Raw genomic sequence first — 21,261 nt, 5'->3', positions numbered from 1 at the left:
AAATAAATGACCCGTTGTTTGCTACGATTGGCATGACTACACCGCTTGAGCCGTGAGTTGTTTCAACAGTCGGTCCATCGCTCGGTAGCCAAGTGCCTCTGATAAGTGCTTCTTTTCAATCTGCTCATTACCGTCAAGGTCTGCAATGGTTCGTGCCACCTTAATGATTCGATGATAAGCACGGATCGATAAACCCAATCGGTGCAACGCCGTTTCCAGAAACTCCGCATCTTCGCGTCGCAATGGGCAATACTTTTCAATTTCTCGGCTACCTAACAGTGCATTCGACTTATGGTTTCGAGATAACATCAACTCACGAGCTTGTTTAACTCGTTGCTTCACGACTTGAGTGGTTTCTCCACGATCGCCTCCTTCGGCTAACATCCCTTTGGGCAATAGAGGGATCTCTAACGACATATCGAATCTATCCAACAATGGTCCAGATAAGCGGTTGAGGTAACGCAGGATAATTTGCGGGTTCGCTCGAGCTTGATTGCCCTCGTAATAACCTGTTGGACTTGGGTTAAGTGCACCGACTAATTGAAAGCGAGCAGGAAAGCGAGTCTTACCCGCGACACGGGAGATAATGATTTCACCCGACTCTAGCGGCTCTCGCAGTGAATCAAGCACCTTACGCTCAAACTCTGGCATCTCATCAAGAAACAATAAGCCATTATGCGCCAAAGATATCTCACCGGGGCGAGGTATCGAGCCACCACCGACCAATGCTGCCATCGAACTAGAATGGTGTGGGGAACGAAAAGGTCGTTGTTTCCAGTTGTATTGATTAATCTCTTGTTGCGTTAAAGATGCCACCGAAGCGGTTTCCATCGCCTCACCGTCACTCATTTCAGGCAACAAATCGCGTAATCGAGAAGCCAACATGGTTTTCCCAGTTCCAGGCGGGCCGAGAAAAAGTAGGTTATGGTTGCCCGCTGCGGCGATCTCCAGTGCTCGCTTACCTTGCTGCTGGCCAATAATATCTTGTAAGTCACGATTATCAGACACATCGACATGATGATGCTCGGTTCGATATAGACCAAGCTGAGCCTGGCCACACATATCCGCACAAACCTCTAGCAAGGTTTGCGCTGATTTATGGGCCCCCTTGCCGACTAAGGCCGCCTGATCACCATTTTGGTGTGGAACCACTAAGCATCGTTCGACACTATCGGCGGCTAACGTCGCAGGCAGAACGCCCTTTACCGAGCGCAATTCTCCTGACAATGCCAACTCACCGATAAATTCATGTTGAGCTATTTTTGATGTCGGAAGTTGATCTGACGCCACCAAAATCCCAAGCGCGATTGGCAGATCGAAACGTCCTCCCTCCTTGGGTAAATCAGCAGGCGCGAGGTTGACCGTGATCCTTTTCGATGGAAATTCAAAACGAGAATTGATGATGGCACTCCTGACTCGATCTTTAGATTCCTTGACCGTCGTTTCAGGTAAACCCACCAACGTAAAACCGGGCATTCCATTGCTGATATGCACTTCAACAGTCACTTCTGGTGCCTCTACTCCCACACTAGCTCGGCTATGAATTATCGCGAGTCCCATAACATTCCTTTGTCTTTGATTTAAAAGTATTCACTCTGGATATTCGTTGCTCACCAAAGCAATAAGGTTGTTATATAGCGTGGTGGAATGGTGTTTTAATGTGAAAAAAGAATGACATTTTCCTTGTCATACTGCAGATTTGTGTGATAACACTAGAGATGTAGACTTTTACTAAAGACAATAAACGAGAAAACTCGAAAATTATGATTTTTAACGCTCGCATTTACGCACTGATTAACCTGATTATCGTAGTCATTATTAAGACTGCGCGGGGGCGAGTGGGAAGAAAGTAACCACGAATTAGAAAAAACCCCCGCACTGAAAAGTCCGGGGGTTTTTTCTAATTTAGCGATTCGATTTTTATAATTTTTATTATTTTCGGCCTTGCCGATTTACAGGAAGAATGGGAGCACAAGATGTGCAAAGACAACGGAAACAATGACCAAAATAAAGGTAATACGGAGGGATTACGATGAAAGGCGCAGAACTAGTCGTATCCGCACTCAAGCAACAAGGCATTGAGACCGTATTTGGTTACCCAGGTGGTGCCATCATGCCAATCTACGATGCACTTTATGACGGCGGTGTTGAACACATCCTTTGTCGCCATGAACAAGGTGCTGCAATGGCTGCCATTGGTATGGCGCGTGCAACACAAGACGTGGCTGTTTGTATGGCAACCTCAGGCCCAGGCGCGACTAACCTAGTAACTGGTCTTGCTGATGCTTTTATGGACTCCATCCCACTCGTCGCTATCACTGGTCAAGTCGCTAGCTCCCACATCGGTACCGATGCATTCCAAGAAATGGATGTGATTGGTATGTCTCTGTCATGTACTAAACACAGCTACCTCGTTACCGATATTGAAGATCTTGCGCCAACATTGGCTGAAGCATTTATCGTTGCAAAAGCAGGGCGTCCCGGTCCGGTTATTGTCGATATCGCTAAAGATGTTCAACTAGCCGAATCCCCTGTAAAAATTCTTCCTGAATTTACACCACCAGCCATTCCTGTTGTGACAACGGATGCTATTGAACAAGCTCAGTACTTCTTGTCTCAAGCGACTCGTCCTGTTTTATACGTAGGTGGTGGCGTTCAACTGGCGAAAGCAACCGATGCAATTCGCGAGTTTTTACGCCTTAACCCAATGCCGGCCGTAAGCACACTGAAAGGCTTAGGCACTATCGAACGTGACGACCCTCACTACCTTGGCATGCTTGGTATGCACGGCACTAAAGCCGCTAACCTAGTGGTTCAAGAAAGTGACCTGTTGATTGTTGTTGGCGCTCGTTTTGATGACCGAGTAACAGGCAAGCTTGATACTTTTGCTCCTCACGCAAAAGTTATCCATATCGATATCGATGCGGCAGAGTTCAGTAAACTGCGCCTTGCTGATGCGCCAATTCGCGGTGACATAAACAAGATCCTGCCTCAACTAGAACTGAGCCAAGACATCTCATCTTGGGTTCATCACTCAGAAGGTCTTCGTAGCTCATTCAAGTGGCGCTACGACCACCCTGGTGATCTGATCTTTGCTCCACTACTACTAAAGCAGCTATCAGACATGATGCCAGCAAGCTCTATCATTTCGACGGATGTTGGCCAACATCAGATGTGGGCCGCTCAGCACATTCAGCCTCGCGATCCACAAAACTTCATCACCTCAGCCGGGTTAGGCACTATGGGCTTTGGTTTACCAGCCGCTATGGGTGCATCGGTTGGCCGTCCTGATGACCAATCGATTCTTATCTCTGGTGATGGTTCATTCATGATGAACATACAAGAGCTTGGCACACTAAAGCGTCGTCAGATCCCTGTGAAGATGGTGCTTCTGAATAACTCTCGCTTGGGCATGGTTCGCCAATGGCAATCTCTGTTCTTTGATGGCCGACACAGTGAAACCATCTTGGATGACAACCCTGATTTCGTCATGCTCGCGAAAGCATTTGATATCCCGGGCAAAACCATCACGCGTAAAGAAGAAGTAGAGCCAGCATTAAAAGAGATGCTAGAAAGCAAAACCGCTTACCTACTTCATGTTCTTATCGATGAAGAAGAAAACGTATGGCCACTAGTACCGCCAGGTGCTTCAAACAGTGAGATGTTGGAGAACACATAACATGAAAAGATACCTATTAGACATCAAAGCCGATGATAAGCCAGTACTACTAGAGCGTGTTCTTCGTGTTATTCGTCACCGTGGCTTCATTGTTAAGCAAGTTGCGGGCACTCAAAACCACGAAAGCAAAGTGGCGAGTGTAGAGATCATTGTCGACAGTGACCGTCCGATCTCTTTTTTGGTAAACCAAATCGAAAAGCTGTGGGATGTACGTTCCGTTGACGTTATCTCTATCAGTCGTAATGAATTGCCAAACAACAACTTACAGCAAAAGATAAACGCATAAGGAACCGCAAACATGACAGCTAAAACAGCAGACTATATTTGGTTTAACGGTGAAATGGTTCCTTGGGCAGAGGCGAACGTTCACGTCCTGACTCACGCAATGCACTACGGTACTTCTGTGTTTGAAGGTGTTCGTTGTTACAACACGCCAAAAGGGCCGGTAATCTTCCGTCACCCAGAGCATGCAAGACGCCTAAAAGACTCAGCGAAAATCTACCGCTTTCCTATTCCTTTTACTGAGGAAGAAATTATGGAAGCGACTCGCGAAACGCTACGCCAAAATAAGCTACAGTCTGCGTACATACGTCCACTGGGCTTTGTCGGTAATGTTGGTTTGGGTGTGTGTCCGCCAGAAAATACTGAGATGGATCTGATCATCGCTGCGTTCCCTTGGGGTTCTTACCTAGGTGAAGAAGCGCTAGAGAATGGTGTAGATGCGATGATTTCAAGCTGGAACCGTGCCGCTCCAAATACTATCCCTACCGCTGCGAAAGCTGGTGGTAACTACCTATCTTCATTACTGGTTGGTGGTGAAGCTCGTCGTCATGGTTACGATGAAGGTATCGCACTGAGCGTCGATGGTTACCTTTCAGAAGGTGCTGGCGAGAACATCTTTGTGATTCGTAACGGTGTGTTATCAACGCCACCAGCAACCAGCGCGATTCTACCGGGCATCACCCGTGATTCAATCATGACACTAGCAAAAGACATGGGTTACGAAATCCGTGAAGAGAACATTGCTCGTGAAGCGCTATACCTTGCCGATGAAGTATTCATGACAGGCACAGCTGCAGAGATCGTTCCGGTTCGTAGTGTAGACAAAATTACAGTAGGTGAAGGCAAACGCGGTCCTATCACTGAAAAAGTTCAAGCAGCTTACTTTGGTTTATTCAATGGAACCACTGAAGATAAGTGGGGCTGGTTAGACTACGTTTATCCAGCAGACCATGCGTCAGATAACCAAACACAAACAAATAAGTAAGCAACAGCCAAATATTTTATAAGGATTTAAACAATGCCAATCTATCGTTCAGCAACGACAACCCACGGACGCAACATGGCTGGTGCGCGCGCTTTATGGCGTGCAACTGGCGTAAAAGACGATGACTTCGGTAAGCCGATCATCGCGGTTGTAAACTCTTTCACTCAATTTGTTCCAGGCCACGTTCACCTTAAAGATATGGGTCAGCTGGTTGCGGGTGAAATAGAGAAAGCGGGCGGTATCGCTAAAGAATTCAACACCATCGCAGTCGATGATGGTATCGCAATGGGCCACGGCGGCATGCTGTACTCACTGCCATCACGTGAGCTTATTGCAGACTCAGTAGAATACATGGTCAATGCACACTGTGCGGACGCAATGGTGTGTATCTCTAACTGTGACAAAATCACTCCGGGAATGATGATGGCTGCAATGCGCCTTAACATCCCAGTGATCTTTGTATCAGGCGGCCCAATGGAAGCAGGTAAAACCAAGCTTTCAGATCAAATCATCAAGCTCGACCTTGTTGATGCAATGATCCAAGGTGCCGATCCAACGATTTCAGATGAGCAAAGTGAGCAAGTAGAACGTTCTGCATGTCCAACCTGTGGTTCATGTTCAGGTATGTTCACAGCTAACTCCATGAACTGTCTAACAGAAGCACTTGGCCTATCTCAGCCTGGTAACGGTTCTATGCTAGCGACGCACGCAGACCGTGAAGAACTGTTCATCAATGCCGGTAAGCGCATCGTTGATCTAACCAAGCGCTACTACGAGCAAGACGACGAATCAGCACTGCCACGCAACATCGCAAACCGCGCAGCCTTTGATAATGCGATGGCGCTTGATATCGCAATGGGTGGTTCTAGTAACACAGTACTTCACCTTTTAGCGGCCGCTCAAGAAGGCGACATTGATTTCGATATGGATGATATCGATGCGATGTCTCGCCGTGTTCCACACCTATGTAAAGTGGCACCTTCAACACCGAAATACCACATGGAAGACGTTCACCGTGCTGGTGGCGTAATGGCTATCCTAGGTGAGCTTGATCGTGCTGGCCTACTGAATAATCAAACTCGTACCGTACTTGGCTTAAGTATGCAAGAGCAGCTCGCTCAATACGACATCATGCAAACAGAAGACGAAGCCGTGCTTAAGTTCTTCCGTGCAGGTCCTGCAGGCATCCGTACCACCAAAGCCTTCTCACAAGATTGCCGTTGGGATCGTCTAGATGACGACCGCAAAGAAGGTTGTATTCGTACCAAAGAGAACGCATTCAGCCAAGAGGGTGGCCTAGCGGTACTTTCAGGTAACATCGCCGTTGATGGTTGTATCGTTAAGACCGCGGGTGTTGATGAAGAAAACCTTAAATTCCAAGGTCCTGCAATCGTATTCGAAAGCCAAGATACGGCAGTAGAAGGCATCTTAGCGGGTAAAGTAAAAGCCGGCGAAGTGGTTGTCATTCGTTACGAAGGTCCTAAAGGCGGCCCGGGTATGCAAGAAATGCTGTACCCAACGACTTACCTAAAATCGATGGGTCTAGGCAAGTCTTGTGCTCTTCTAACCGATGGTCGTTTCTCTGGTGGTACATCAGGTCTGTCTATCGGTCACGCTTCTCCAGAAGCAGCAAGCGGTGGTGTGATTGGTCTGGTTAACACGGGCGATATCATCACTATCGATATCCCTAGCCGCTCAATCACGCTTGATGTTCCTGAAGCAGAACTAGAAGCGCGTCGTGTTAAGCAAGATGCTCTAGGCTGGAAACCAGAAAACCGTCAACGTGAAGTGTCTTTCGCACTGAAAGCTTACGCAAGTATGGCGACCAGTGCCGACAAAGGCGCTGTGCGTGATAAGTCTAAGCTTGAGGGCTAACTATGAGTGATGACACCTCCAGTCCCAAAAAACAAAGTGGCGCAGATTATCTGCGCCAGATCCTGAGAGCTCCGGTTTACGAAGCGGCAATCGTGACACCTCTGCAAGATATGCCACGCTTAAGCGCTCGTATCGGTAATCAGGTTCAGCTAAAACGAGAAGACCGTCAGCCGGTACACTCGTTTAAGCTGCGCGGTGCTTACAACATGGTTTCAAGCCTTTCTGAACAACAGAAAGCAGCCGGTGTTATCGCAGCATCCGCAGGGAATCACGCACAAGGAATGGCGTTATCTGGCTCTAAGTTGGGTATTCAAACCACAATCGTGATGCCAAAAACGACACCGGATATCAAGGTTGATGCAGTACGCGGATTTGGCGGTAAGGTCGTTTTACACGGCAGTAATTTCGATGAAGCGAAAGCGGAAGCGGAACGTCTGTCGGCTGAACATGGCTTCACCTTTGTTCCTCCTTTCGATCACCCACTCGTGATTGCAGGGCAAGGTACGATGGGTATGGAGATGCTGCAGCAAAACGGCCACATGGATTATATCTTTGTGCCGGTTGGTGGTGGTGGCTTAGCCGCTGGTGTTGCAGTGCTTATCAAACAACTGATGCCAGAGATTAAAGTGATTGCGGTAGAGCCTGAAGACTCGGCTTGCTTGAAAGCAGCACTGGATGCGGGTGAACCAGTGGTACTGGATCAGGTCAGCATGTTTGCTGATGGTGTTGCGGTTAAACGCATTGGTGAAGAAACCTTCCGTCTTTGCCAACAGTACATTGATGGTCATATTACCGTCTCCAGTGATGAAATTTGCTCTGCGGTAAAGGACATCTTTGAAGATACCCGTGCAATTGCTGAGCCTTCAGGAGCGCTTGCTCTGGCTGGCTTGAAGAGGTTTGCAGAACAAAACCAACTGCAAAATAAGCAACTAGCAACGGTACTTTCTGGTGCAAACACTAACTTCCACGGTCTGCGTTATGTCTCTGAACGTTGTGAATTGGGTGAGAAGCGAGAAGGTCTACTTGCGGTGACTATTCCAGAGCGACAAGGTGCGTTCCTAGAGTTCTGTAACATTATTGGTGGTCGAGCGGTGACTGAGTTTAACTACCGCCACAACGACGAAAGCCTAGCGAATATCTTCGTTGGTGTACGTCTGCAAGGTGGACAAGAAGAGCTCGAGCACATCATCAATGACCTACGTGAAGGCGGCTACCCGGTTGTCGATCTCTCAGATGATGAGATGGCAAAACTGCACATTCGCTACATGATTGGCGGTAAACCATCGAAGCCATTGAAAGAACGTCTTTACAGCTTTGAGTTTCCTGAATACCCAGGTGCATTGATTAAATTCCTTGATACCTTAGGGACTCACTGGAATATCAGCCTGTTCAACTATCGTAACCATGGTGCCGATTACGGTCGAGTGCTGTGTGGCTTCGAACTCGGTGATGATGATTTGGCTCAGTTCTCTACACACTTAGAAGAACTTGGCTACCAATGCAAAGATGAAACCGATAACCCTTCCTACAAGTTCTTCTTGTCTTAAGAGTTAAGCTATCGAACCAAAAAGAGCGAGTATTTACTCGCTCTTTTTATTTGAGCGTTTCCGATAAACCTCACACGATCTTATTTCAAATAGATCATTAAAGTGCTTTACGATGATCTAACCAATCTTGGTGAAGCTGTTCACTTGATCCTAGATATTTGACCATCCATTCGATCAATTTATGGTTGTCATCTTTTCTCCACACCAAACAACAGTGACTCTGTGGGCTAGGCTCTGGTAATATTTTTTCCACCAGCAAGCCTTGTTCGATAATAGGCGCGGCAATATGCCTTGGCATGTAGCCCACCCCAACACCATTCTTGAGGCACTCTATCGCACTGTACCAATTAGGTAATAGAAGACGTCTCTGACTCGCATAATGGCCAGTGTGACGCTTTGGCAGTACGCTAGAGGTATCATCCAAACAGATCGCGGGATACTGGCTAACAAAGACTTCATTAAGGTTTTGCTCTCGCACACACGGGTGACTGGGTGACATTACAAATGCCCAATCTAACCGCCCCATATCTTTAACTTCAAAGTCACCGCCAACCGGAATCGCCGAAGTGGCGCCAATGACGACATCGGCCCTACCCTGTGCAATGGCTTCCCAAGAACCATTAAACACTTCCATGTTGATCTGCAGCTCAGCGAACTCAAAGGTTTGATAAAACTCTTCAATCATAGGCTTCATCTTGTCGAGCTTAACCACGTTATCAAGGGTTAGACGTAAGGTTTTCTTCCAACCACGCGCAGCTCGGCGAGTTTGCGCACTGAGTTCTTCCATCTGTCTCAGCAGTTGACGAGCCTCTTCAATAAACAACTCCCCAGCAGGCGTCAGCTCTACTTTTCTTGGTAAGCGTCTGAAAAGTAGAACATCAAGCTCTTGCTCTACCTGCCTAACCCCATAGCTGATCGCCGATGGCACTTTGTGCAATTGCTCTGCAGCCGCAGTGAAGCTGCCCAAGCGAGCAACGGTATCAAGCATTTCTAACGAGGATTTAGAGAACATAAGCCTTCAAATTTTTTGATTGATAACTACATATTTTAGCGTTTTATTTTATCAGCTCTGAAAAATAGAATGTCAGCATAAATAAACAGGGATTCTTACTCCTGAGTATCTAACAATTTTTTTGATGATAAAAACATCACTACCTTTAGCTTAATGGCATCTTATGAATATTTCTAAATTTCAATTGGTCTACCTTGCAGTTCTTTCCATGCTTGGCTTTATTGCGACCGATATGTACCTTCCTGCATTTAAGGCAATGGAAGTCGATTTTGCAACTGGTCCAGAGCAGATTGCTCTGTCTCTAACCGTATTCCTTGGTGGTATGGCAATGGGTCAGCTTCTTTGGGGTCTGGCGAGTGACAAGTATGGTCACCGTAATACGCTAGCGGTTGGTCTTGTTATCTTTACTGCAGCTTCATTCGGCTTAGCATTCAGTACCGAAGTATGGCACCTACTAACGCTGCGCTTCATTCAAGCGATCGGTGTGTGTGCGCCTGCGGTAATTTGGCAAGCAATGGTTATTAAGCGTTACTCTCAAAGCAGCAGCCAGCAAATTTTTGCGACTATCATGCCTCTAGTAGCACTATCTCCAGCATTAGCACCGCAACTGGGTGTGTTGCTAGCAGACAGCTTTGGTTGGCACAGTATCTTTATCACACTGACGCTAATGGGCGCATTGTTGATCGCAACGACCATGGCTCAACCAAAAGAAGCGCCAGAAGTAAAACAAACGTCGATCAAAACCGATATCAAAGCACTGCTTCATTCAAAGCCTTACATGGGTAATGTGTTGATGTTTGCTTCAGCGTCAGCAGCGTTCTTCGCTTACCTAACCGGTATGCCAGAGATCATGGCTCAGCTGGGTTATGAAGCAAAAGACATCGGTTTGAGCTTTATTCCACAGACAATTGCATTCATGGCGGGTGGTTACTTCGGTAAGCAGGCAGTGAAGAAGTATGGCGATGGTGTCGTACTAAGAAATCTTATTGGTTTGTTTAGTGTTGCCGCATTACTGATTTTCATTGCATCACAATGGGAACTGACTTCAATCTGGCCTCTACTCGCACCTTTCTGTCTAATTGCAGTAGCGAATGGCGCACTTTACCCAATCGTAGTAAACCGTGCCCTATCAAGCGCGAAACAGAGCCCTGCGACAGCGGCTGGCTTACAAAACAGCCTGCAAATCAGTATTAGTGGCCTAGCAAGTGCATTGGTTGCAGCAATGGCAAGCCAAGCACTAAGCGCAACAGGAATAGCGGTGGTGATTTGTTTAGGTGCATTGTGGGTTGGCTATATTGTTTCGAACAAAGAGCTTTCTGAACACTTCGCAACACCGGATAACTCTCGAGTGGTTGCTGACGATAAGCAAGACTAGTTTCTCGTTTAACGAAAACAAAAAAGAGCGAGTAATCTCGCTCTTTTTTTATATCTAAAGTTATTTAGAAAGCAGCCAGTAGCATTGCTACTGGCTTGTATCAGAATATCTTTTGGACGTTAGTACTTACTTCTTAGTTGGACGTTTCCAATCAGCAATCTTACGTTCTTTAGCACGGCTGATAACTAACTCATTTTCAGCAACATCACGAGTTACTGTAGAGCCAGCACCAACGGTAGCGCCATTACCAATCGTAACTGGAGCGATTAATTGGCTATCTGAACCAACAAATACGTCATCGCCGATGATGGTCTTAAACTTGTTCGCGCCATCGTAGTTACAAGTGATAGCACCTGCACCCACATTTACACGCTGACCAATTTCAGCATCGCCTAGATACGTTAGGTGGTTAGCTTTAGAGCCCTCGCCAAGACGGGTGTTCTTCACTTCAACAAAGTTACCAACGTGCGAGTTATTACGCATGTCAGCACCAGGACGTAGACGAGTGAAAGGACCAACTGTACAGTCTTCACCGACCGTTGCACCTTCAATTACACTGTATGGACGCACGATGGTGTTGTCATCGATCTCACAGTCTTTCAATACACAACCGGTGCCGATAACCACGTTGTCGCCAATGCTTACGCTACCTTCAATGATAACGTTAGTATCAATCTCAACATCCATACCGCACTGCAATTCACCGCGTAGATCAAAGCGGCTTGGGTCGCGTAGCATAACGCCTTGCTTCAATAGTTTGTCGGCTTGCTCTGCTTGGTAAGCGCGCTCTAAACGAGCCAGTTGAGAGCGGTCGTTCACGCCTTCAACTTCAATTGGGCTTACTGGGTGTACAGCTTCTACAGCACGACCTTCATCGTGAGCCGCTGCAATAACGTCAGTCAGGTAGTATTCACCTTGTGCGTTATCGTTGCTTAAGCCAGACAACCAACGCTTCAGATCGCCACCAGTCGCCACCATAACGCCAGTGTTGATCTCTTTGATAAGCTTCTGCTCATCCGTTGCGTCTTTTTGTTCAACGATAGCGACAACAGGACCATTACGACGAATAATGCGACCGTAGCCCATTGGGTTGTCTAACACGACCGTAAGTAGCGCGATGCCACCATTTGGTTGAGCGTCTAATAGGTTTTCAATGGTTTGAGGTGAAATCAATGGAACATCACCGTATAGCACTAGTACTTTTTCATCATCAGCGAAATGTGCAGATGCCTGATCCACAGCGTGGCCAGTACCCAACTGCTCAGCTTGCAGTGCCCAGTTTACCGATTCTTCAGCTAAAGTAGCCTTCATCTGATCACCACCGTGACCGTAAACCAAGTTGATGTTTTGAGCACCAAGACCATTACATGTATCGATAACATGCTTCACCATTGGCTTACCTGCAAGCGTGTGCAGAACCTTTGGTGTGTTTGAATACATGCGAGTGCCTTTGCCCGCTGCGAGAATTACCGCACTAAACTTCATTGTAAACCTATCCAACATTATTTTTATTAAGCCGATATTGTAACCGTTTTTAGCTAACAAATTAAATTGTAATAGCTATTTAACCAGTACTGATACGTAAAAGGGTCATCATTAGTCCTCAATGTGTAAACACATTTCAGGGCGGGATAACCTAAAAATGCAAAAAGGCGACCCTTAGGTCGCCTTTATCTCAGAGTCAGTAATCTTATAAAAGATTAACGACGCTGTTTTGTCAGTTCGATAACTCGTAACTGAGCAATGGCTTTAGCCAGTTCACCGGCCGCTTGTGCGAAGTCTATGTCGCCATGCTGATTTTGGATATTCTCCACAGCCTTGCGTTTAGCTTCTTCCGCCTTTGCTGCGTCTAGTTCTTCACCACGGATAGCCGTATCAGCCAGTACAGTCGCTGTACCAGGTTGAACTTCTACCATACCACCAGAAACATAAATAATTTCTTCGTGGCCGTGCTGCTTAACAATACGCACCATACCAGGCTTGATAGCGGTCAGCAGTGGAGTGTGACCATGGAAAATACCAAGCTCACCCTCACTACCGGTCACCTGAAACGTCTCAACAAGGCCTGAGAAAATTTGTTTCTCTGCACTTACAACGTCTAGGTGAAAGGTTATTGCTGCCATATCGCCTCCTAGTTAGCCTTATAGCTTCTTAGCATTCTCAATAGCTTCGTCAATTGCACCACAGTACATGAACGCTTGCTCTGGAATGTCATCGTATTCACCAGATAGAAGACCTTGGAAGCCACGTAGAGTCTCTTTAAGAGGTACGTAAACGCCTGGGTCACCTGTAAATACTTCCGCTACGTGGTAAGGCTGAGTTAGGAACTTCTCAATCTTACGAGCACGAGATACAACTTGCTTATCTTCTTCAGATAGCTCATCCATACCTAGGATAGCAATGATATCTTTCAGCTCTTTATAGCGCTGAAGAGTAGACTGAACGCCACGAGCGATGTCGTAGTGCTCTTGTCCAACTACCAATGGATCCAGTTGACGTGAAGTAGAATCTAGCGGGTCGATCGCTGGGTATAGACCCATAGATGCGATATTACGGTTAAGTACTACCGTTGCATCTAAGTGAGCGAACGTTGTTGCTGGAGACGGGTCAGTCAAGTCATCCGCAGGTACATATACAGCCTGTACAGACGTGATAGAACCAGCTTTAGTTGACGTGATACGCTCTTGTAGAACACCCATTTCTTCAGCTAGTGTAGGTTGGTAACCTACCGCAGAAGGCATACGACCTAGAAGTGCTGATACTTCAGTACCTGCTAGTGTGTAACGGTAGATGTTATCAACAAACAGTAGAACGTCACGACCTTCGTCACGGAAGCGCTCAGCCATTGTTAGACCAGTCAGTGCAACACGTAGACGGTTACCTGGTGGCTCGTTCATCTGACCGTAAACCATCGCTACTTTTGATTCTTCAGGGTTTTCGATGTTTACAACACCTGCTTCCTGCATCTCAAAGTAGAAATCGTTACCTTCACGAGTACGCTCACCTACACCTGCAAATACAGATAGGCCTGAGTGTTGAAGTGCGATGTTGTTGATAAGTTCCATCATGTTAACGGTCTTACCTACACCAGCACCACCGAATAGACCGATTTTACCACCCTTAGCGAATGGACAAATCAAGTCGATTACTTTAACACCAGTTTCTAGAAGAGAAGTCTCGTTAGACTGCTCTTCGTAGCTTGGAGCTTCGCGGTGAATTGCGTAATGCTCTTCAGCACCGATTTCACCACACTCATCAATTGCGTCACCTAGGACGTTCATGATACGACCAAGTGTCTTAGTACCTACTGGTACCGAGATTGGAGCGCCAGTATTTTCAACTGTCAAACCACGACGTAAACCATCAGAGCTACCCATTACGATTGCGCGTACTACGCCACCGCCAAGTTGTTGCTGAACTTCAAGAACTAGACGTTCTGTCACTTCATTAACATTCAGAGCATCGTATACACGAGGTACTTCGCCCTGTGGGAACTCTACGTCGACTACCGCACCAATGATCTGTACGATCTTACCTGTAGCCATCGTTAATCCTCTAACTATTTAGTTTTACCTAAGCTTAAACCGCAGCTGCGCCTGAAACGATCTCAGAAAGTTCTTGTGTAATCGCCGATTGACGGGCTTTGTTATACACAAGTTCTAAGTCATCAATAATGTCACCAGCGTTATCTGTTGCTGATTTCATTGCAATCATTCGAGCCGCTTGCTCACAAGCAAGATTCTCGACCACACCTTGATACACTTGAGATTCGACGTATCGAACTAATAGTGCATCTAGTAGTGGTTTTGGCTCGGGCTCATAAATGTAATCCCAAGAATGACTGCGTTTCATTTCTTCGCTGTCTGATTTAGGCAAAGGAAGTAATTGATCGATCGTTGGTTCTTGAACCATAGTGTTTTCAAATCTGTTAAACACTACGAACAGGCGATCCAATTCACCTTCATCATATTTCTTCAGCATAACGCTTACAGAGCCAATCAAGTCTTCAAGGCTTGGGCGATCACCCAGACCAGAAACTTGAGCTGCTACTTTCGCGCCGCTGTTATTGAAAAATGCTGTTGCTTTAGAGCCTACAATTGCAAGCTCTACATCAGCACCTTTCTCAGACCAATCTTTCATGTCGTTCATAGCTTTTTTGAACAAGTTAATGTTCAAACCACCACAAAGACCACGGTCTGTAGAAACGATGATGTAACCAACACGTTTGGCTTCACGTTCCTCAAGATAAGGATGCTTATACTCGAGGCTACCATTAGCCAAATGACCGATCACTTTACGCATTGTTTCTGCATATGGACGAGTAGCTTCCATTGCGTCTTGAGAACGACGCATTTTCGAAGCTGCTACCATTTCCATTGCTTTCGTAATCTTCTGTGTGCTTTTAACACTACCGATTTTATTACGTATCTCTTTTGCGCCGGCCATCGTTACTCTCCGTTAATGGTATGAGGTGGCCCTAAGACCACCTACCAATTACCAGGTCTGGGTTGCCTTGAAATCGTCAACAAGCTTCTTCAGCTCAGCTTCGATTTCTTTGTTGAAAGCACCCGTTGCGTCGATCTGTGTTGCTAGATCAGCGTATTGACCACGAGCAAACGACAGTAAAGCAGCTTCAAAATCTAGAACTTTAGACAGTTCTACGTCTTGAAGGTATCCACGCTCTGCAGCGAAGATTACTAGAGCTTGGTCAAATACAGACATAGGAGCATATTGTTTCTGCTTCATCAGTTCTGTAACTTTTTGACCGTGGTCTAGTTGCTTTTTGGTCGCTTCATCAAGATCCGATGAGAACTGTGCAAATGCTGCAAGTTCACGGTATTGAGCTAGAGCAGTACGGATACCGCCAGATAGCTTCTTGATGATTTTAGTCTGCGCCGAACCACCTACACGAGAAACTGAGATACCAGGGTCAACAGCTGGACGTACGCCCGCGTTGAATAGTTCAGTTTGTAGGAAGATCTGACCATCAGTAATCGAGATTACGTTCGTTGGTACGAATGCAGATACGTCACCAGCTTGCGTTTCGATGATAGGAAGAGCAGTTAAAGAACCAGTCTTGCCTGTCACTTCACCGTTAGTGAACTTTTCTACGTATGCTTCGCTTACACGAGCAGCACGCTCTAGTAGACGAGAGTGAAGGTAGAAAACATCACCAGGGAACGCTTCACGGCCAGGTGGACGCTTAAGTAGTAGTGAAATTTGACGGTAAGCTACCGCTTGCTTAGATAGATCATCATAAACAATCAGTGCATCTTCGCCGCGATCACGGAAGTATTCACCCATCGCACAACCAGCATACGGTGCAAGGTATTGCAGCGCTGCAGATTCAGAAGCAGATGCAACAACAACAACAGTGTTTGCCAGTGCGCCGTGCTCTTCTAGTTTGCGAACTACGTTAGCAATAGTCGACGCTTTTTGGCCGATAGCTACGTAGATAGAGAAAATACCAGAGTCTTTCTGGTTGATAATCGCATCGATCGCCATTGCTGTTTTACCAGTCTGACGGTCACCGATTACTAGTTCACGTTGACCACGACCGATAGGGATCATTGAGTCAACTGACTTGTAACCAGTTTGAACAGGTTGATCTACCGATTTACGGTCGATTACACCTGGTGCGATAATTTCTACAGGCGAAGTTAGTTTCGCTTCGATAGGACCTTTACCATCAATTGGCTCACCTAGCGTGTTTACAACACGACCAAGCATTTCAGGACCTACTGGTACTTCAAGAATACGACCAGTACCTGTAACTTTCATGCCTTCCTGTAGGTCAGCATACGGGCCCATTACAACAGCACCAACCGAATCACGGTTCAAGTTTAGTGCTAGCGCGTAACGGCCACCCGGTAGTTCGATCATTTCACCTTGCATCACGTCCGCTAGGCCGTGGATGCTAAGGATGCCATCGCTTACAGAAACGATAGTACCTTCATTGCGAGCTTCACTAACAACGTCGAAAGATTCAATACGTTGTTTAATTAGATCGCTAATTTCAGTGGAATTAAGTTGCATGCTCCAATCCCCATTAAGACTGCAATGCATCGCTCAGGCGGTCTAAACGACTGCGCGCTGAGTTATCGATGACTAGGTCTCCGGCTCGAATAATAACTCCACTAAGTAGAGTCTCATCTATACTGCAATTCAGCTGAACTTTGCGCGCTAGGCGCAGTTCCAATTTGCTGATGATGCTTGTGCGCTGTTCTTCAGAAAGTTCAACCGCTGAAGTAACGTCAACGTCGATTTCTTTCTCGTGCTCTTGTTTAAGCAATAAGAACTGTTTACAAACATCAGGAAAGGCCATTAAACGACCATTCTCTGCCATCACTTTAATTAAGTTCTGGCCGAATTCATCAAATTGTTCGCCACAAATTACAATGAATATTTCAGCTAACTTTTCAGCAGTCATTGAACTGCTTAATAAATTATGAACATCATCATTTTGTGCCACTTCGGCAGCAAAAGTAAGCATTTGACCCCATTGGTCTAGCTCACCTTTATCTACCGCAAAGTCAAACGCTGCTTTAGCATAGGGGCGTGCGATTGTAGTCAAATCAGACATATACAGCCCCTTGCTTTAAAGTTTTGCAGTAATGTTGTTAAGAAGATCATTGTGTACATCTTTATCGATTGTACGCTCAAGGATTTTCTCAGCACCAGCTATAGCCAGAGTTGCGACTTGTTTGCGCAGGTCATCACGGGCACGTGTGCGTTCAGCTTCAATTTCAGCTTCAGCTTGCGTTAAGATCTTCTGGCGTTCTGCCTGAGCCTCTTCGCGAGCTTCATCGATAATTTGAGCTTTACGTTTGTTTGCCTGATCAATAACCTCAGTTGCAGTGCGCTTCGCTTCCTTCATTTGCTCAGAAGCGTTGGCTTGTGCCAGGTTCAAGTCTTTAGCAGCGCGTTCAGCGGCTACAAGACCGTCAGCAATTTTCTTCTGACGTTCTTCAATTGCTTGCATGATTGGTGGCCATACATATTTCATGCAGAACCAAACAAACAGCGAAAAAGCAATTGCTTGACCTAACAGAGTTGCGTTCATATTCACAACAGCTACTCCTCGTTAAGAATCAACTACAAAAATTTAATTAACTATTAAGAGTTAATTAGCCTGCTAGCTGACTTACAAATGGGTTAGCAAACGTGAATAGTAGTGCGATTACGATACCGATCATTGGAACAGCATCCAGTAGACCAGCGATGATGAACATCTTAACTTGTAGCATTGGAGCCATTTCAGGTTGACGCGCAGCGCCTTCTAGGAATTTACCACCAAGAATAGCAAAACCAATTGCAGTACCTACGGCACAAAGACCAACAATGATAGCAACAGCGATTGCTGAAAAACTTAGTACAGTTTCCATTTACGTTCTCCGATTAACATTAATAGTTAGAATAAAGCTTAAAAATTTTTTTAGTGATCACTATCTTCATGGGCCATTGATAGGTAAACGATTGTCAACATCATGAAAACAAACGCTTGAATCAAAATAACCAAGATATGGAAGATAGCCCAAGGTAGTGCACCTACCCATTGTAAGTACCACGGTAGCATTGCCGCGATAAGAATAAACACCACCTCACCCGCAAACATATTACCAAATAAACGCATACCTAGAGATAGTGGCTTCGCTAATAGCGAAATTACCTCAAGTACCAAGTTAAATGGAATCATGATTGGGTGATTAAATGGATGCAGTGCCAATTCTTTAGCAAATCCGCCTAAGCCTTTTACTTTGATGCTGTAGTAGATCATCAGAGCAAAAACACCTAAAGCCATTGCCATTGTTATATTTACATCAGCTGTAGGAACCACTTTCAAGTAAGGGATACCTAGCCAATGCTCTGCAGGATACGGTAAGAAATCGATAGGCACTAAGTCCATCAAGTTCATTATGATAATCCAGCAGAATATAGTCAGTGCTAATGGAGCTACCAGAGGATTGCGGCCATGGAAAGTTTCTTTAACGTTGTCGCCAACGAATTCCACTACCATTTCAACAAAACACTGAAGCTTACCAGGTACACCTACTGTTGCTTTCTTAGCGACTGAGCGAAAAACCCAAAGGAATAACACCCCTGTCAGCACAGAAAAAAACAGACTGTCTATATGTACGTTCCAGAAACTTGTTTCCTCTACAAGACCAAACTTAGCTAAAGAAAGGTTTTGTAAATGGTGTTCAATGTATCCGGATGCTGTTGGCGCAGCCATAACTCATCCTATTTTTTATTGTTAATGAAAAGCACTGGCGCAAAGATATTAATACCTAGAACCAGTAAATAGGTCAGTTTGAGGGGAATTAATTCCACCTGCATATACATGTAGACAATAGAGAATAGTAAAACTGTGATTAAGATTTTGAGCACTTCGCCAGCATAGAACGACGCCGCAACTAACTTAGTTGCACGAGCTCCACAAAATAGGAAAGCACACACACAAAAAACTACATTCGCGATGACAAAAATACCGCCACCGATTAATGCAGCAAAACCCCAATCAGGATTAACAGCTAAACCTAACCCTATCGCCACTAATATAACCGCGCTAAGCTCGATCAATAACATTTGCTTTGCAAGCACTCGTCCTGGTCTTGCTAACGCCGCTACCATGTATTCGTTCCTCTTTAAGCCCACTTTACCACTCGCTTATAAGCGTGCTGAGAAATTGGCGAAAATTATACGTTCAGCCAAATTGATTGCAATCACAATGCAGCAATCTTTTACATTTTTGCATACAAACCGACAACTTTTGTACGAAATTACTTGTTTATTACATAATTGACCTAAATCAATTATCTCATTTAGTACTCTAGTTTAGCAATAAGTTGCTCTAATTTGTGAGGCTCATCAAGAGTAATCGTCACTTTTGACTTACCGCTAACAGAACGAGTAACTGAAACGTTTGCTTGCAATTTTTCCGTGAGTCTTCGTGAAAGTTCGATAGCTTCTGTGTCTTCAGGCTTCGATTCTGGTTCAACGTCTGGTTTTAAGCACTTTTTGACAAGCTGCTCAGTTTGACGCACGGTCATTTTTTGGGTTGCCGCAGTGTTGGCTGCTTCAATCTGGGTATCACCTTCAAGCGCAAGCAATGCTCGAGCATGACCCATTTCCAGTTGTTTATTGGAAACTAAACCTTTTACTTCATTTTCTAGCTGATTTAGACGTAATAAGTTACTAACCGTTGCTCTCGATTTACCGATCACTTCGGCGACTTGTTGATGTGTCAGCTCGAATTCGTTCTGTAAGCGCTCTAGCGCTTGTGCTTCTTCGATAACATTCAAGTCTTCACGCTGAATGTTCTCAATCAATGCCATCGCAATCGCAGCTTTGTCTTCAACCTTCTTGACCAAGCACGGCACCTGTTTTAAGCCAGCTTGACGCGCAGCTCTCCAACGGCGCTCACCAGCGATAATCTCATATTGACCATACGCTAAAGGACGCACGACAATAGGTTGGATAATACCTTGAGATTGAATAGATGCGGCCAGCTCTTCTAGCGCTTCTGGCGCCATATCCTTACGCGGTTGATATACACCTGGCTTCAAGCTACCAATGGCAATCTCTGTGAACTCGCCTTCTGCAGACAAAGCCTGACTATGAGAAGCAACTTGTTGTTTTTCACGAGCCAATGAGCTAGTTGCAAGCAATGCATCTAACCCTTTTCCTAAACCACGCTTAGACATTGAGCGAATTCCTTTGGTTAGACCTATACTGGGACTTCTTCACGACGCAACATTTCGCCTGCAAGAGCAAGATATGCCTTAGCACCTGCGGAATACTTGTCGTAGTACATTGCTGGCTTGCCATGACTCGGCGCTTCTGCCAAACGTACATTTCGAGGGATCACAGTTCGGTAAACTTTGCTACCGAAGTGTTTTTTGAGTTGATCAGAGACTTCATTCGATAAGCGGTTACGAGGATCATACATTGTACGAAGAAGACCTTCGATCTTCAGATTCTCGTTTACTACCGCAGCGAGCTTACTGATGGTATCCATCAACGCAGTCAAACCTTCCAAAGCAAAATATTCACATTGCATAGGAACCAATACGGAATCGGCCGCAGCCATCGCGTTGATTGTAAGAAGGTTTAATGAAGGTGGGCAATCAATAAAGATGAAATCATAGTTGTCGCGAATGGATTCGAGTGCGTTTTTTAAACGAACTTCACGAGCAAATACTTCCATTAACTTGATTTCTGCCGCAGTCACATCACCGTTTGCGGCGATGAGGTCATAATTGCCAGATGTACTTCGGCAAACTACCTCATCAAATGGGGTGTCTTCAACCAGCAAATCGTAAGCAGTTGCTTCAACTTGATACTTGTCGACACCGCTCGCCATAGTGGCATTACCTTGAGGATCGAGGTCAACAACCAATATCTTGCGTTTTGTTGCCGCCATTGATGCTGCCAAATTAATGCAAGTTGTTGTTTTTCCTACGCCGCCCTTCTGGTTGGCAATTGCTACGATTTTACCCACTATGG

20 protein-coding genes are annotated in these 21,261 nt (G+C 45.6%); 6 read left to right on the top strand and 14 right to left on the bottom strand.

The genetic code is table 11. From position 1 onward, the window contains the following. Positions 1–36 precede the first annotated feature (36 nt). The gene (locus tag L3V33_RS21815) at positions 37–1,560 is read right to left on the bottom strand and encodes a YifB family Mg chelatase-like AAA ATPase (RefSeq protein WP_237291187.1); all 1,524 of its coding nucleotides are present in this window, start codon (positions 1,558–1,560) and stop codon (positions 37–39) included. Positions 1,561–2,032: 472 nt separating this feature from the next. On the opposite strand from L3V33_RS21815, the gene ilvG reads away from it, so the two are divergent. The 5 genes from ilvG to ilvA are packed head-to-tail and all read left to right on the top strand — an operon-like array spanning position 2,033 to position 8,368. Beyond that, complete coding sequence (gene ilvG, locus L3V33_RS21810; RefSeq protein ID WP_237291186.1) at positions 2,033–3,679, top strand: acetolactate synthase 2 catalytic subunit; 1,647 nt, start codon at positions 2,033–2,035, stop codon at positions 3,677–3,679. 1 nt (position 3,680) lies between these two features. Continuing rightward, positions 3,681–3,965, top strand: coding sequence for an acetolactate synthase 2 small subunit (ilvM, locus tag L3V33_RS21805; RefSeq protein ID WP_017077311.1), 285 nt, complete (start codon positions 3,681–3,683; stop codon positions 3,963–3,965). A gap of 12 nt (positions 3,966–3,977) precedes the next feature. Continuing rightward, complete coding sequence (locus tag L3V33_RS21800; protein ID WP_237291185.1) at positions 3,978–4,946, top strand: branched-chain amino acid transaminase; 969 nt, start codon at positions 3,978–3,980, stop codon at positions 4,944–4,946. A gap of 33 nt (positions 4,947–4,979) precedes the next feature. Continuing rightward, complete coding sequence (gene ilvD, locus L3V33_RS21795) at positions 4,980–6,821, top strand: dihydroxy-acid dehydratase (RefSeq protein WP_054548317.1); 1,842 nt, start codon at positions 4,980–4,982, stop codon at positions 6,819–6,821. A gap of 2 nt (positions 6,822–6,823) precedes the next feature. Then, on the top strand, positions 6,824–8,368 hold the full coding sequence (gene ilvA / locus L3V33_RS21790; protein WP_237291184.1) for a threonine ammonia-lyase, biosynthetic: 1,545 nt from the start codon (positions 6,824–6,826) through the stop codon (positions 8,366–8,368). 97 nt (positions 8,369–8,465) lie between these two features. On the opposite strand, the gene punR is transcribed toward ilvA, so the two are convergent. Beyond that, positions 8,466–9,380 (bottom strand): DNA-binding transcriptional activator PunR, encoded by a 915-nt coding sequence (gene punR / locus L3V33_RS21785; protein WP_237291183.1) that lies wholly within the window; start codon positions 9,378–9,380, stop codon positions 8,466–8,468. A gap of 163 nt (positions 9,381–9,543) precedes the next feature. Between punR and punC the strand changes: the two genes are divergently transcribed. After that, positions 9,544–10,755, top strand: coding sequence for a purine nucleoside transporter PunC (punC, locus tag L3V33_RS21780; RefSeq protein ID WP_017090728.1), 1,212 nt, complete (start codon positions 9,544–9,546; stop codon positions 10,753–10,755). Between the two features lie 126 nt (positions 10,756–10,881). On the opposite strand, the gene glmU is transcribed toward punC, so the two are convergent. From glmU to L3V33_RS21720, 12 genes are all read right to left on the bottom strand, one after another. Next, the gene (gene glmU, locus L3V33_RS21775) at positions 10,882–12,240 is read right to left on the bottom strand and encodes a bifunctional UDP-N-acetylglucosamine diphosphorylase/glucosamine-1-phosphate N-acetyltransferase GlmU (protein WP_065608163.1); all 1,359 of its coding nucleotides are present in this window, start codon (positions 12,238–12,240) and stop codon (positions 10,882–10,884) included. Positions 12,241–12,455: 215 nt separating this feature from the next. Further along, positions 12,456–12,878 (bottom strand): F0F1 ATP synthase subunit epsilon, encoded by a 423-nt coding sequence (locus tag L3V33_RS21770; protein WP_004735742.1) that lies wholly within the window; start codon positions 12,876–12,878, stop codon positions 12,456–12,458. Positions 12,879–12,896: 18 nt separating this feature from the next. After that, positions 12,897–14,300, bottom strand: a complete 1,404-nt coding sequence (atpD, locus tag L3V33_RS21765; RefSeq protein ID WP_017077305.1) for a F0F1 ATP synthase subunit beta — start codon at positions 14,298–14,300, stop codon at positions 12,897–12,899. Positions 14,301–14,334: 34 nt separating this feature from the next. Beyond that, the gene (gene atpG, locus L3V33_RS21760) at positions 14,335–15,201 is read right to left on the bottom strand and encodes a F0F1 ATP synthase subunit gamma (RefSeq protein WP_004735739.1); all 867 of its coding nucleotides are present in this window, start codon (positions 15,199–15,201) and stop codon (positions 14,335–14,337) included. A 48-nt stretch (positions 15,202–15,249) separates the two neighbouring features. Then, positions 15,250–16,791: a F0F1 ATP synthase subunit alpha gene (gene atpA, locus L3V33_RS21755; protein ID WP_004735737.1), complete on the bottom strand. Its 1,542-nt coding sequence runs from the start codon at positions 16,789–16,791 to the stop codon at positions 15,250–15,252. 13 nt (positions 16,792–16,804) lie between these two features. Next, positions 16,805–17,338 (bottom strand): F0F1 ATP synthase subunit delta, encoded by a 534-nt coding sequence (gene atpH, locus L3V33_RS21750; protein WP_004735736.1) that lies wholly within the window; start codon positions 17,336–17,338, stop codon positions 16,805–16,807. A 15-nt stretch (positions 17,339–17,353) separates the two neighbouring features. Continuing rightward, on the bottom strand, positions 17,354–17,824 hold the full coding sequence (gene atpF, locus L3V33_RS21745) for a F0F1 ATP synthase subunit B (protein ID WP_017077303.1): 471 nt from the start codon (positions 17,822–17,824) through the stop codon (positions 17,354–17,356). 58 nt (positions 17,825–17,882) lie between these two features. Further along, positions 17,883–18,140: a F0F1 ATP synthase subunit C gene (gene atpE, locus L3V33_RS21740; RefSeq protein WP_004735734.1), complete on the bottom strand. Its 258-nt coding sequence runs from the start codon at positions 18,138–18,140 to the stop codon at positions 17,883–17,885. A 50-nt stretch (positions 18,141–18,190) separates the two neighbouring features. Continuing rightward, entirely contained in the window at positions 18,191–18,988 is a 798-nt protein-coding gene (gene atpB / locus L3V33_RS21735) for a F0F1 ATP synthase subunit A (RefSeq protein ID WP_004735733.1), read from the bottom strand. An 8-nt stretch (positions 18,989–18,996) separates the two neighbouring features. After that, positions 18,997–19,386, bottom strand: a complete 390-nt coding sequence (locus L3V33_RS21730) for a F0F1 ATP synthase subunit I (protein WP_004735732.1) — start codon at positions 19,384–19,386, stop codon at positions 18,997–18,999. A 191-nt stretch (positions 19,387–19,577) separates the two neighbouring features. Further along, positions 19,578–20,459 carry a ParB/RepB/Spo0J family partition protein gene (locus L3V33_RS21725; protein WP_237291182.1) on the bottom strand — a complete coding sequence of 294 codons (882 nt, stop codon included), beginning with the start codon at positions 20,457–20,459 and terminating at the stop codon, positions 19,578–19,580. 23 nt (positions 20,460–20,482) lie between these two features. Next, positions 20,483–21,256 (bottom strand): ParA family protein, encoded by a 774-nt coding sequence (locus L3V33_RS21720; protein ID WP_017077301.1) that lies wholly within the window; start codon positions 21,254–21,256, stop codon positions 20,483–20,485. Between the last annotated feature and the right edge of the window lie 5 nt (positions 21,257–21,261).

Source organism: Vibrio sp. A2-1, from assembly GCF_021728355.1.
GTDB classification, from domain to species: Bacteria; Pseudomonadota; Gammaproteobacteria; order Enterobacterales; family Vibrionaceae; genus Vibrio; species Vibrio splendidus_K.
The sequence above is the reverse complement of the archived record's forward strand: the minus strand, read 5'-3'. Positions and strand labels throughout refer to the sequence as shown.